The sequence below is a fragment of the Bacillus sp. IS1 genome, from assembly GCF_032461585.1.
In the GTDB taxonomy this organism is placed as follows: domain Bacteria; phylum Bacillota; class Bacilli; order Bacillales; family Bacillaceae; genus Bacillus; species Bacillus velezensis.
In genome coordinates this window covers 98,754-112,000 of record NZ_JAWCWR010000007.1, presented here as the reverse complement: position 1 = coordinate 112,000, position 13,247 = coordinate 98,754, and the positions used below count along the sequence as shown (strand labels likewise).

The following is a 13,247-nucleotide window of genomic DNA, read 5'->3' as shown; positions in this document are numbered from 1 at the left end:
TAGTAAAACGGTAATTTCCTGCTTACACCTGCAAGCCGTAATTCCGGCAAAGTGATGCCAGACCGCCGGAAAACCCGCTGCCGATGGCGTTAAACTTCCACTCAGCCCCATGGCGGTAAAGCTCACAAACGACAACCGCCGTTTCAATCGAGAAGTCTTCCCCTAAATCGAAACGAAGCAGTTCATTCTGGCTGTTTTCATCGACGACGCGCACGAACGCGTTAGACACTTGTCCGAAATTTTGGCCGCGCGCTTCCGCATCATGAATCGTGACGGTGATGCCGATCTTTTCAATATTTGCGGGTATTTTTGAGAAGTCGACGATAATTTGTTCATCGTCTCCCTCGCCCTCGCCCGTCCGGTTGTCTCCCGTATGGATGACGCCCCCGCTCGGGTGTTCCAGGTTATTGTAGAAAACAAAATCAAGATCATTTACACAGTTGTCATGGGCATCGACAAGAAAAGCCGACGCGTCAAGGTCAAAGTCATGCCCTCCGGAGTACTTGTTCGTATCCCAGCCTAAACCGATCACCGCTTTTGTAAGACCGGGGTTCGTTTTTGTCAGATCAACACGCTGTCCTTTCGCCAATTGAATAGCCATGTGCTGTCTCTCCCTTCTGTGTTTGATATGGTTCAGCCGATTTGCAGGCCGTAATCTGTCGCAATACGGGCCAGTCCGCCTTGGTAGCCTGAGCCGATCGCGGAAAATTTCCATTCGCCGTTATGTCTGTAAAGCTCCCCTGCGATAATGGCTGTTTCAATTGAGAAATCTTCAGCCAGATCATAACGGATCAGCTCTTCATTTGTTTCTTCATTGACAATGCGCACGAACGCGTTGGAAACTTGTCCGAAGTTTTGGCCGCGCGCTTCCGCTTCATGAATCGTGATGACGAATGAAATTTTGTCAATAGCGGCAGGCACCGCGCTCAGGTTGACCCTTACGCTTTCGTCATCGCCTTCGCCCTGGCCTGTCAGGTTGTCGCCTGAATGTGCGACAGAGCCGTTTCCGCCTTCAAGCTGATTATAGAAAATGAAATCATCGGGCGACGCGCATCTTCCTGCTTCATTTAATAGAAAGACGCTGGAATCTAAATCAAAGTCATGTCCGCCGTCGTATTTGTTTGTATCCCAGCCAAGGCCGACAACGACTTTAGAAAGACCCGGATTTGTTTTAGTCAAATCTACTTTTTGTCCTTTTGCCAATGAAATTGCCATGAGTGCACTCTCCTTTTTATCGTTTAGGCGTATCGGTTAACGATATCGCCGATTTTTGTATCGTTTGTGCCTTCTCCTACTGCGGCGAATTTCCACTCGCCGTCCTGGCGGTAGATTTCAGCCGCGATCAGGCTCGTTCTGCCTGAATAGTTATCTCTTAAATTGTAAGTCACCAGTTCTTCGCGATTAGCCTGATCAACAACGCGGATGAACGCGTTTTGAATCATGCCGAAGTCCTGTTTTCGTCTGACGCAGTCGTAAATATTGACGACAAACACAAGTTTATTAATCTGAGCGGGCACTTTCGCCAAATCGATGAGAATTTGTTCATCATCGCCGTCGCCTTCACCCGTCAGGTTGTCACCCGTATGTACGACACCGCCGCACCGGCTTTTCAGATTGCCGAAATAGATGACGTTTTTGCTGTCTGTCATTTTATCATTTTCAAGCATCAGTACGGAAGCGTCACAGTCGATATTGGCACCGCCTCCGCCGAACAGCTTTCCGAAAAAGCCCCCGGATGATACAGGGTCCCAGCCGAGTCCGACCAGCAGTTTTGACAGGCCGGCTTTTCCTTTTGTTAAATCAATCCGCTGTCCTTTTTGTAAAGAGATCGCCATATGATTCACTCCTATTCTGTAAGGGTGCCGCTAAGCACGCCGCAAGTGCGCATTTTTACTAAATTCCGGGACAAGAATCCCGGTGTTTATTAAGATATACGTCTTTTATTATATCAAAGTTTCATAAAACATAAGAATTTTTGGCGAAAAACGGCGAAAAATCACTTCCTATATTCTCCTTCGTTCCGGAGAGAATAGAGAAAACAAAGAAATTGACGGGGACTGAACATTTTTCCTATCCTTGTATCAATACATGTCAGGAAAGGGGCAGACGAGTGATTGATTTAAGCATACTTGATCAGGCGCCCGTATCCAAAGGAAACGGGCCGCACGAGACGCTCCGCCATTCAGCGGAACTCGCCCGCCTCAGTGAAGGATGGGGCTATAAGCGGTACTGGTTTGCCGAGCATCACGGCACAAGAGGGCTCGCAAGCGTTTCGCCGGAAATTATGATCGCTCATACCGCCGCAGCCACAACGTCCATCCGTGTCGGATCAGGCGGCGTGCTGCTGCCGCAGTACAGCCCCTATAAAGTCGCAGAAACTTTCCGTCAGCTTGAGGCGCTGCATCCGAACCGGATTGACCTCGGGGTCGGACGCTCACCGGGCGGCACAACGAAAATCCGGCTCGCCCTCACAGACGGGGTAAAGAAAAGCATGACCGAGTTTAACAGGCAGCTTGAGGATTTATCATCCTTTCTGACAGATTCGATTCCCTCGAACCATGCTTATGCAGGAATAAAAACAGCGCCTTTGATTGAAACAGCTCCGCAGCTTTGGGTGCTCGGACTCGGGGAAAACAGCGCCAGACGCGCCGCTCTTCAAGGTGCGGGCTATGTCTTCGGCCATTTCATTAATCCGGAACGCGGGGAAAAAGCTTTTCAGATCTATCGGGACCATTTCCGGGCCTCCGCCCATTTTTCCGCTCCCGCCTCGCTCTGTGCCATTTTCGTCATATGCGCGGCTACGGATGAGAAAGCGGAAGAACTCGCGTTAAGCCAGGATTTATGGCTTCTTCGTGTCGGAAAAGGCGCCGACAGCCGCGTGCCGAGTGTGGAAGAAGCGAAGGCTTATCCGTATTCGCCGGAGGATCGTAAACAGATAGAAGAAAACAGGAAGCGGATGGTGATCGGCTCTCCTGCCGCAGTGAAACGCCGTCTGCTTGAACTTTCCGAGCGGTATCAGACAAAAGAGATGATGGTGCTGTGCAACGTCTTTGATTTCGAAGCAAAAAAAGAGTCATATGAGCGTCTTGCTGATATATTTCTGTAAAAAAAAGCCGTCAAACGGAGCAGCAGATGAGACTGCTGCACCGCTTAACGGCGGTTTTTTCGTTCTTTTCCTTTTTTAAACGCATTCCAAATCCCCTGCAGCGTAAACCCGAGCAGAAGCAGAATGATTAACAGTAAAGTGATTGACGGCCCAGGAGGCGTTCCGAGCTGGTACGAAGACGTCAGCCCCATGAACACACTGAAAAGAGAAATAATAATAGCCGCCGCAAACACCCATTTAAACCCTTTGGCAATACGGATTGCAAAAGCCGCGGGCAGTACGAGGAGCGCGGAAACGAGCAGCACGCCGATAATCGGAATAATGACCGAAATCGCCAGCCCCGTTACGATGCTGAATGACATTGACAGGAGGTTTGTGTTAATGCCTGATGTCTTCGCCGTCGCCTCGTCAAAGGTAAGCAGATAGAGCGGTCTGTTTAGTATAATGAAATAAAGCAGAATCAGCAGGGTAATGCCTCCGATAATATAGACCTGCTGCTGACTGACCGTGACAAGCGATCCAAATAAATATTGATCGATGCTCATCGATGCGCCGCCTTTTGACAGGCTGATCAGAAACATCGCAAACGACAGCCCGGCCGCCATTAAGATTGCGATAGATACCTCTGAATATGTACGGTACGCCCGCCGCATGTATTCAATGCCGATCGCTCCGATCGTGACGACAACAATGCTCGCCGCCGTAATATTGGTACTGAGAAAAAAACCGATGGCCACGCCCGACAATGAAATATGAGACAGCGTATCCGCCATCAGCGCCTGTCTTCTCAGCACGAGATATACGCCTAATATCGGCGCCATAATTCCGATCATGCTTCCCGCTAGAAAAGCTCGTCGCATGAATTCCAAGTCAAACATTTCCATCCGCCTTTTTCCCCCCTTTCAAGCCGTATGACTTTATCCAGATACTGCTGTACTTCGTTTTGTTCGTGTGTCACCATGACGACGGTGCGGTTGTGATTTTTCACCTGATGGTGCATAAATTCGTAGAAACCCTGTCTGCTTTCATAATCAACCGCGGTTGTCGGCTCATCAAGCATCAGCAGATCCGGATTGCTCGCAAGCATTCTCGCAATGCAGATTTTCTGTTTCTGTCCGCCGGATAAATCGCCGATTTTCCGGTGGCGGAAATCCCACATTTCCACCATCTTCAGCGCGTTTTCCACCTCGTGGTGATCCGTTTCGTTCAATCGTTTAAACCATTTTCCTTTCGTATAACGGCCTGATTGCACAAGCTCCAGAACAGTGCTTGGGAATCCTGCGTTAAATGAAGAAATCTGTTGCGGAACATAGCCGATTGTCAGGCGTTTTCCGGCTGCGTTTTTTTTACTGATCTCGGCCGTTCCTTCCCAAGGTCTGAGCATGCCGAGCATGACTTTCATCAGCGTCGATTTTGACGCGCCGTTCGGTCCTGTAATGCCGACGAATTCGCCGCTTTTGATTTCCAGCGACACGCCGTCAAGCACGGGTGTATGCGAATAACCAAAAACGATATCTTGTAATGTAACGAGATTCATGCTGACCTTCCTTTCCCGCATAGAAATAGTGTGCACCCCATGGCGCACACTATGTTATTTAACCAATAGCGAATCTTTCAGTGCATCAAGGTTTTTCTCCATAATGTCGATATAACCGATGCCTTTATCCCCTTCTTTTTGGCTTAAACCTTCCAGTGTATTGAGCACTTCCGTTTTCGCGCCGATTTCACCGGCAAGCGTATCTGCAACTTTAGGCGATGCAACTTCTTCAAAGTAGATGATCTTCACATCATGCTTTTTGGCAAACGTTTTGAGATCCGCCAGTTTGGCCGCACTCGGCTCTTCTTCAGGAGAAAGGCCTGCAATCGCGACTTGTTTTAAGCCGTATTCTTTGGCGAGATAGCTGAATGCCGCGTGCTGTGTGATCAATTCTTTTTTCGCCGCTTTATTTAATGTTGTACGGTATAGTTTATCAAGATCCTGCAGTTTTGCAATATATTCTTTACTATTTTTCTCATAGTATGCTTTATTCTTCGGGTCCTGTTTTACGATCTGCGCCGTAATGGTTTTGACCTCTTTTTGCGCAAGAACCGGGCTGAGCCACACGTGAGGGTCCATGCTGTGGCTGTGGTCATGACCGCCGTGTCCATGTTCCTCTTCATCTTCATCCGAACCTTCGAGTAAGTCAATTCCTTTTGACGCCTTTACAAACTTCGCATGATCAGAGCTCATGCTTTTTTCCGCTGAAGGAACCCATGTCTCCATATATTCGCTGTTGTATACGAAAAGATCGGCGTTTTGAATGCCGGCGATATCCTTCGGCGTCGGCTCCCAATCATGGGGTTCGACCGAAGACGGGATGAGAATGTCTACATCGCCTTTGTCTTTGACAATTTGTTTCGTGAATTCGTACATAGGATAAAAGGTCGTCACGACGTGCAGTTTGCCGCTTTTCGAAGAACCTGACGAACCTTTTGAAGATGAATTGCCGCAGCCCGCCGCGATTAAAAAGCATGCCGCAATGACAATGATTCCGCTCCATTTTTTAAACAAGCCGTTTCCCCCTGTTCTGTAAATCAGAATGATGACGATTTCCAAAGCGTACTTTCTCGTTCATTTGTTACCTATACCATAATAAAACGAAGTAATTACGTTTTGCAAGATATTTTTTTCTAAATTGATATCCGATTTACCTAAAAAGCCCCCGCCATGTATGGACGGGGGCGTCGTATCACATATCAGGCAAGCAGATAAACTCTTGTTTCATAAGGGCGGAATGTGATGCGGGATTCCGCGCCGCCGTCATTTTCATAGTTGCTGAGAAGCAGCTCGGCCCTTTCAGGTTCGGAGCCGTCCGGCCAATAAAAGGCGGCCTCTTCTTTCGATACGTTGCTGATGGACATGAGTTTTTGTCCGTTTGCCTGTCTTTCATACACAAACAGCTGCGGGTCATCAGGAAGCAGCAGCGTGTAGCTGCCTTTTATGATATCAGCATACTGTTTTCGCAGGCGGATCAGTTTTTTGTAAAAGTTCAATATAGAATCGGGATCATCCTGAGCCTCGGCCGCATTGACGGTTTTGTAATTGGGATTGACCGTGAGCCACGGTTCGCCCTCCGTAAATCCGGCATTCTTGCTGCCGTCCCACTGCATCGGTGTACGGGCATGATCCCGGCTTTTCGCCATAATGGACGCCATGACTTCTTCTCTGTTGCGGCCCATTTCAAATACCCTTTTGTGATACATATTGACGGTCTGAATATCTTGATAATCCTCTATTCTGTCAAACGGAGCGTTTGTCATGCCGATTTCTTCCCCCTGGTAAATGTACGGCGTGCCTTTCGTGAAATAAAGCAGGGCGGCAAGCATTTTGGCGGATGCTTTGCGGTATGTGCCTTCGTCTCCGAAACGGGATACGATCCGGGGCTGGTCATGATTGCACCAATACAGCGTATTCCAGCCTTGATGTTCCAGTTTTTCCTGCCAGTCTGTGAGCACTTTCTTTAAATCGGACAGCTCAAGCGGTTTTACATCCCAATGCTCTTGGCCCGGCTTTTGATCAAGCTCCATATGCTGAAAATGAAAAATCATATTCAGTTCATGCTCATCGGTTCCCGTGTAGACCAGCCCTTCCTCAGGCGTCACTGATCCGGCCTCGCCGACCGACATCACGTCATATTTGGAAAATACCTCTTTCGTCATTTCTTTTAAGTAATCATGTATCCGTGCCCCGTTTGGCCGGAAAGGCTTCGGATCGGCCCGGCGGGCGATGTAATCTTCATATGGCGGCAAATATTCTTTTTTTGACAGAAGATGAAGCTGGTCTATTCGCAATCCGTCCACGCCTTTATCGAGCCAAAATCTCATCATCTCGTATACTGATTGCCGAACCTCGGGATTTTCCCAATTCAGATCGGCTTGTTTGACGGCGTTCATATGCAGGTAATATTCGCCCGTATGTTCTTCGTACTGCCAGACGGATTGTCCGTAATCCGACACCCAATCGGTCGGCGGGCCGTCCGCGGTGCCCGGCCGCCAAATATAATAATCGCGGTATTTGCTGTCCGGATTCATTTCCGCCTCTTTGAACCAAGGATGCTCCGTGGATGTATGATTTAAGACGAAATCCATCACGAGCTTTAATCCGCGGCTGCGGCATTCTGTAAGCAGATCGTGAAAATCCTCCATCGTTCCGTAGGATTCCATAATCGCTTGATGATCCGTCACATCGTAGCCGTTATCAACGTTTGGCGACGGGTAAATCGGGCAGATCCATATCACATCAGCGCCAAGTTCTTTTATATAATCGAGACGCGCGATAATCCCCCGCAGGTCGCCTATGCCGTCGCCGTTCGTATCTTGAAAGCTTCGCGGATAGATTTGATAGACAACGGCGTCTTTCCACCAGTCATTCGCCATCTTGCGGCCCTCCTGTTTTTTAGAGAACCATTTCCTTTATGATCCTTCCCTAAACAAAAAAGAGAAGGTTTCCCCCCTCTTTTATCTGTCCAGCTGAGACGGATAAAGCGTCATGCCTCCGTCGACGAAAAGTGTCGTTCCGGTCACGTAACTCGCTTCTTCCGACACCATCCATGCGGCGGCCGCGGCGACTTCTTCCGGTTTTCCGAAGGCGTTCATCGGAATTTTTTTCAGCTGGGCCTGTTTATGTGTTTCATCTTCCAGATCCTTATTGGACTCCGTGGCGATCGTGCCGGGAGCGATGGCATTCACCCGGATGCCTTTGTCTGCGTAATTGAGCGCCATCGTTTCCGTCATCATTTTGATTCCGCCTTTGGATGCCGAGTACTGCACGTTTTCAGGGCGGGGTATTTGCTGATGAACGCTCGATATGTTTAAGACCGTTCCTTTTTTGCCGCGCTCGAGCATATGTTTCAGTGCCGCTTTCGCCCCCAAAAAGGTGCCGGTCACGTTGACGTCGATGACCCTTTGCCAATCCTCCAGGCTCATTTCATGGGGCATCGCTTCGGCTCCGTTAAAGCCCGAATTGTTGACCATCACGTCCACACCCCCGAAATGCTCCTGCGCGGCATGAAACAGCGCCTGAATCCCTTCTTCTGAGGATACATCGGCTTTTACGGTGACGGCTCGGCCTCCCGCTTTCTCAATGATGTCCGCCGCTTCTTCCGCTCCGGCGGAATCACCGAGGTAGTTCACAACCACATTCATCCGCTCCTTGCCGAAGCGTTCGGCAATGGCCTTTCCGATTCCTTTCGAAGAACCTGTTACGATTGCTGTTTTTCCCTGTAAATCCTGATACATTGTCTCTTTTCCTCCCTGATGTTAATACAGAGCATGTACCCGGTTTTGATCGGCTGAAAACAAAAGAGATCATAAAAAGAACGATGAAACCGAAGCTCCCTCGTTCTTTTTTTCATTATGCGTAGTTGTTCATTTGCAGCCTTTTTTGAACGCCGACAAGCCTGCTGAAAAAATAAGATGCCGCTTTGTAGTTCTCCCGTTGATGAAAGAAATGAGCCGCGTCCTGAAGCAGTTCCTCTGTGTCAGCCAACAGCTCTTTTGATTCCAGAATGTCAAAATACTCTTTGAGCGAATCCTGTCCGCCTTCCCCCTGATAAAGCTCTTTAATCAGACGGAATTTCGTCAGATAGATCTCATCTTCCCATTCCGCCGCGCTTCTCATGCCCCGCGCGCAGCTGGCGGCGGCTTCACTGTATTTTTCCGTTTTAAAGTAGATATGCGTGAGTGAAAAAACAGCCTGGATGACCTGCCGGAAGCTGTGTGCTTCAAATCCGGCGGCCGCCCGTTCAAAATCCTCCGCCGCTTTGCAAAAGTCACCCAGACTGTACATACAGTGCCCGATATTATAATAGGCCGCAGCAATCATATATTGATCATCAAGCCGCTCCGCGTGCTCCAAGGCGCATTCGAGGTATTCCAGCGCTTTTTTATGCTGCTGGGCGTCCATCAGATTTCCGGCAATGATAAATTTGCACTGCACCCTTCTCATTCCGTATAATTCATATTTCTTGTAAATATCAAGCGCCTGTCCCGCGTAATTCATCGAAAAGAAAGTCTGCTTGATATGATAGTACACCTCAGAAATTTTATACAAAAACTCGGCTTTCTCTATGTCATCTTCCACATATTCAAGCTTTTCCTCAGCCCGCTTATAATGAGAAATCGCTGAGATGAAGTTTTTCTGCTTAAATTCATACATTCCCCTGAAATAGTAAAAATAATATTCCAGTAAGCCGGTCAGCTTTTGCTGGTTCATCTCAATCTCAGTGAGCATTTCAGAGAACGGAGGCTGGCAGTCGCCGTCTTTCATGGGTTTTAATTTATCCAGCATGATGCGGTGCCGAAATTCCATCAATGAAAAATACAACAATAAATCCTGGTTCTCTTCCATATCTTCGAGTTCAAATTGAATCTCCCGCTTCAGCGCTTCAGCTTTATCGGCTTCAAACGCGCGGATCAGCTTATACCATTCATTCATCTTTACGGCCACTTCTTCAGATGGAATCTTGGATTTCATAGATTTGCCTCCTTCCTCCGGCTACTAATTATGTTATATTTTATCATAGCAAATTTATGGCAGTGAGCAAACAAAGATTTTAACCAATTAAAGAAAGAGAGAATTCACCATGAAACTATCAGTCAGAATTGCGCTGCTTTTGATCCTCTTCTTTTCCGCAGACCTATGTTTTTCCTATGTGCAGAAAGAATTGAGGCCGCAGACGGCATTACAAGACAGAGCCATTCCAAGCGCTCTTCATCCGCTCGTGAAACAGAATGCGGAGCTATTGCAGACGGCCGCTCTGAAAAAAGGCATCACCGTCGTTATCACAGAGGGTTTCAGATCAATTGAGGAACAAAACGAATTGTACCGTCAAGGACGTTCAAAAAAAGGAAATATCGTCACCTACGCAAAAGGCGGGGAATCTTACCACAATTACGGCCTTGCGATCGACTTCGCCCTGCAAAAAAAGGATGGAAGCCTGATTTGGGATATGACGTACGACGGAAACCGAAACGGCACGCCCGATTGGCTTGAGGTCGTATCGATTGCCAAAACGCTCGGTTTTGATTGGGGAGGCGATTGGAGAGGCTTTAAAGATTATCCTCATTTACAAATGATCCCTGGCTAATAAAACCTTTTCTTTTTTCGCTTTTGCGCATCAATGTACGGAGGATAGACAGGCCTGTACACAAGCTTATATCCTTCATTGCCGGACGGCGTAAAATCGCGCTGCCACTCCAGCCGCAGATGGAAATCGGATAAAAAAGCGGCCTTTGCTTCTTCGGGAGTAACGGCCGGCACCGGATTGATCTTCTCCAGCTGCTCCGGGTCAATGTCAGGCGCCATGTAAGCTTCCACAAGCCCCGTTACGGGACTGACAAGTATTCTCGCAGCGCCGAACCGCAGCGGAATATCCTGATGCCATATGGAAAAATGGAAGCGGAACCTGCCCCTTCCGTCCGTTTTCACCGGGTTCATTTTAAAAAACTCGTCCGCTCTCGGATAAAGCTTGTATAAAAATTGAAGCGCGACGGCCTCACACTCTTCCGCAGAATAAAAGGCCGGGCCCTGATGCTCAATAAAAGATTTAAAGGCTGTCATTTTCCCTGTCTTTTTGTCCGTTTTCATCTTCATTGTATTTTTGTTGCTGCTTTCAAAATAGCTTTCGATACTCAAATCTTTCCGTTCCGGAACCGACCCTTTCCGCCATGTCGTTCCGATCTCATCCCCGAGATCGCGCCGGCGCGTTTGAACCATATCCGCGGTAAACCCCATTAATTCATCCAGGCTGATTTCCCGTTTATGTTCAAACGCGGGAAGCGGTTTTGCCGGCTCATTCCTGTCTTCGCAAAGCTGCTGATCCGGCACGATATCATCTTCACCGGCCGGATAGCTGTAAGCCGGCAGAATCGGTTCATAGACGAGACGCGGTATTTTCTCAAAATTGACCACATCATAGACGAGACTGAATGTCAGCACACTCATATAATGCGAGACGACTTTTTCCCGATCGACGAATGTTTCCGGAACGGGCGCTTCACCCTTATCCCCGTAATAGATAAACTGCACGACGAAGCCGCTCCTGGTTACATCAACGAAAAAACCTGAATCGGGAAGCGGCCGGCCGAGCACTTTTTTTGTATAGATAAATCGGATGCACCCATTGCGTTCTTCCCTCGCCTGAAAGATGAAATTCATAAAAGTAAGCGGGCGGTGTCTCGCCGCAAACCGAAGAGCCGTCAGCTTTAATTCGGCTTCTGACAGCTGTATGTCTGAACTCGGACAGTCGTTGCGTGAATAAGTAAGCAAAGATCCGTCGTCGCCCAGCTCAATCGTGACCGTTTTATCCGGCTGGTTACGATCTTTCCATATATAATAGGCTTTCGTTTTTTGTTTTTCATCATAATCTTCTATTTCAAGCTCATAGTGCGGCGGTATGTTCCCGATTTCCAGCGCTTTTTTTCTCAGATGTTCTTTCAGCAATGGGGTCATCCTTTCAGAAGAGTGTATAAAAAAGAACTGTTTTTTATTATATAAAAACGCCCTTATCCTTTTAAAGGGAAGAAAGTGCCTTTTATGTGTCTATTTTTAGCAAAGAGGGAAAAGAGCCGTATTCAGAGCGGCACTTTTTCATACAAATGTCACATTCCCTCTGAAAGCCCCGGGACGAACGCCCATGACCTTCAGCCTATTAAACTCGTAATCACTTCTCCCGTATGAGCCTCAATAAACCGCGGGAAAACCGGTTTGTATACGAGCCTGTACACTTTCCCGGAGCTGTCGTCATCGTAACAACGATCCCAAGCGAGCTCTGCTTTGATGGCCCGGCGGATCGCATCCTTCGCCTCTTCCATTGTCAATGAAGGAACGGGATCGATTTCCTGGAGCTCTTTCGGATCAATTTCCGGCGGCATATAAAAAGTGACAAGACCCGTCTTTTTGCTGACACAGATTCTCCCCTCTCCGAATCGCAAATCAACGCCGCCCGAACAAGCCTTATATGTAAGTCCCACGTTTTCTCCTTCATCATCCGGCTCATCATATTGAACCCGGAAATACTGATCCGCTTCCGGAAACATGGCGAATAAAAAGCGGATGGCCGTGTGATGGCATTCTTCCTCGGAAAACACCGGTTCGCCTTCAACTTTTATAAATGACATCACCCCGGTGAGCCGGCCCGATTCTTTATCATGCATTGTTTTCAATACGTGTTCACTCCGCTCTTTGAACAGACTTTCTAAGCTTTTATCTTCCCGTACGGATTTTGTTTTTTCAGGACGCCAGGCAATGCCGATGCGGCCGTCTCCAAGATCAGTTTCCCTCTCTTTATAAAAACCGTCATGCAGCCCGATCATGTCATTGATGCTCATCTTTTCCGCTTCAGGTGCAGGGCGTGAAATCGGGACATACGGCAGCGTGTCGTCTTCCAGCTCTTCATATTCGTCTATTTCTGCATTCTCTTCCTTCAGGTCGGCCGATATCGGCCGCGTCGGAGACACGATTTCATAGACGAGATGGGGCTTGTCATCCCCCTGCACATAGACGGACTGATGCAGTACGGTGAACAACAGCTCTGCTTCAATATGTTTGGCAAAGTGAGCCAATGCTTCCCGCTTGTCCGCAATTGTCCCGGGCCTTACAAGATCATCGGCCTTCCCTTGGTAAGAAAAGCCGGTTACTTCCCCTGTCAAAGACAGGTCGATGTAAAACCCGGTCAGCGGAAGCGGCAGACCGTCAGCCATCTGAACATAGGAATATCTCACATCACCATCATTGGCGGAGCCGCTGTTTTCCAATTCGAACTCAGCCAATGCCCCAGGACGATGGGTTTCTAAAAACGCCCGCATCCGTTTTTCTATGTCCGATTCCGAAAGAGCCGGCAGATCAGTCCGGAAAGCCGGACGGGATAAGTATTTCAGTTTTCCGTCCCGGTCTAATTCGACCATGATGCCGGCTTCCGGATCATTCTTATCTTCCCACCAAAACAGAACCTCATCTTCCTGGTATTCTTCCACATTACTCTCATAGCGGGCAGGTACGTTACCGATCCGGAGAGCGAGCTGTTTTAATTCTTCTTTTTTCATCATAACACTTCCTTTTCTTCCAAAAAGATTGATGATTACCAAGACTCTTTTATACAAA

General features: G+C 48.2%; 13 protein-coding genes. 2 read left to right on the top strand and 11 right to left on the bottom strand.

Annotated features, from left to right (window positions below; genetic code table 11):
• Window positions 1-22: 22 nt before the first annotated feature.
• Genes RUW00_RS19790 through RUW00_RS19780 form a run of 3 tightly spaced genes read right to left on the bottom strand, consistent with a single transcriptional unit; the run spans window position 23 to window position 1,835 of the window.
• On the bottom strand, window positions 23-601 hold the full coding sequence (locus RUW00_RS19790) for a TerD family protein (RefSeq protein WP_003156645.1): 579 nt from the start codon (window positions 599-601) through the stop codon (window positions 23-25).
• 32 nt (window positions 602-633) lie between these two features.
• Window positions 634-1,215: a TerD family protein gene (locus tag RUW00_RS19785; RefSeq protein WP_003156648.1), complete on the bottom strand. Its 582-nt coding sequence runs from the start codon at window positions 1,213-1,215 to the stop codon at window positions 634-636.
• 23 nt (window positions 1,216-1,238) lie between these two features.
• Window positions 1,239-1,835, bottom strand: coding sequence for a TerD family protein (locus tag RUW00_RS19780; protein ID WP_015239102.1), 597 nt, complete (start codon window positions 1,833-1,835; stop codon window positions 1,239-1,241).
• 275 nt (window positions 1,836-2,110) lie between these two features.
• On the opposite strand from RUW00_RS19780, the gene RUW00_RS19775 reads away from it, so the two are divergent.
• Window positions 2,111-3,106 (top strand): LLM class flavin-dependent oxidoreductase, encoded by a 996-nt coding sequence (locus RUW00_RS19775; protein WP_061861820.1) that lies wholly within the window; start codon window positions 2,111-2,113, stop codon window positions 3,104-3,106.
• A 44-nt stretch (window positions 3,107-3,150) separates the two neighbouring features.
• On the opposite strand, the gene RUW00_RS19770 is transcribed toward RUW00_RS19775, so the two are convergent.
• From RUW00_RS19770 to RUW00_RS19745, 6 genes are all read right to left on the bottom strand, one after another.
• Window positions 3,151-3,990: a metal ABC transporter permease gene (locus RUW00_RS19770; RefSeq protein WP_007409044.1), complete on the bottom strand. Its 840-nt coding sequence runs from the start codon at window positions 3,988-3,990 to the stop codon at window positions 3,151-3,153.
• Window positions 3,948-4,643, bottom strand: a complete 696-nt coding sequence (locus tag RUW00_RS19765) for a metal ABC transporter ATP-binding protein (protein ID WP_003156655.1) — start codon at window positions 4,641-4,643, stop codon at window positions 3,948-3,950. The genes RUW00_RS19770 and RUW00_RS19765 overlap by 43 nt, the downstream gene beginning before the upstream one ends.
• 54 nt (window positions 4,644-4,697) lie before the next feature.
• The gene (locus tag RUW00_RS19760) at window positions 4,698-5,657 is read right to left on the bottom strand and encodes a metal ABC transporter substrate-binding protein (RefSeq protein WP_280144832.1); all 960 of its coding nucleotides are present in this window, start codon (window positions 5,655-5,657) and stop codon (window positions 4,698-4,700) included.
• A 185-nt stretch (window positions 5,658-5,842) separates the two neighbouring features.
• Window positions 5,843-7,522, bottom strand: coding sequence for a glycoside hydrolase family 13 protein (locus tag RUW00_RS19755; RefSeq protein ID WP_280144831.1), 1,680 nt, complete (start codon window positions 7,520-7,522; stop codon window positions 5,843-5,845).
• An 81-nt stretch (window positions 7,523-7,603) separates the two neighbouring features.
• A complete protein-coding gene (locus tag RUW00_RS19750; protein WP_021495285.1) occupies window positions 7,604-8,383 on the bottom strand; it encodes a glucose 1-dehydrogenase in 780 nt (259 codons plus the stop codon).
• Window positions 8,384-8,498: 115 nt separating this feature from the next.
• Window positions 8,499-9,620 (bottom strand): response regulator aspartate phosphatase, encoded by a 1,122-nt coding sequence (locus tag RUW00_RS19745; protein ID WP_014416837.1) that lies wholly within the window; start codon window positions 9,618-9,620, stop codon window positions 8,499-8,501.
• 109 nt (window positions 9,621-9,729) lie between these two features.
• Here RUW00_RS19745 and cwlK point away from each other — a divergent pair, with 109 nt between their 5' ends.
• On the top strand, window positions 9,730-10,233 hold the full coding sequence (gene cwlK, locus RUW00_RS19740) for a peptidoglycan L-alanyl-D-glutamate endopeptidase CwlK (RefSeq protein ID WP_061861816.1): 504 nt from the start codon (window positions 9,730-9,732) through the stop codon (window positions 10,231-10,233).
• Here the strand turns inward: cwlK and RUW00_RS19735 are convergent.
• Window positions 10,230-11,588 (bottom strand): YcdB/YcdC domain-containing protein, encoded by a 1,359-nt coding sequence (locus RUW00_RS19735; RefSeq protein ID WP_095273275.1) that lies wholly within the window; start codon window positions 11,586-11,588, stop codon window positions 10,230-10,232. The genes cwlK and RUW00_RS19735 overlap by 4 nt on opposite strands.
• A gap of 200 nt (window positions 11,589-11,788) precedes the next feature.
• Complete coding sequence (locus RUW00_RS19730) at window positions 11,789-13,189, bottom strand: YcdB/YcdC domain-containing protein (RefSeq protein ID WP_280145426.1); 1,401 nt, start codon at window positions 13,187-13,189, stop codon at window positions 11,789-11,791.
• Window positions 13,190-13,247: the final 58 nt, after the last annotated feature.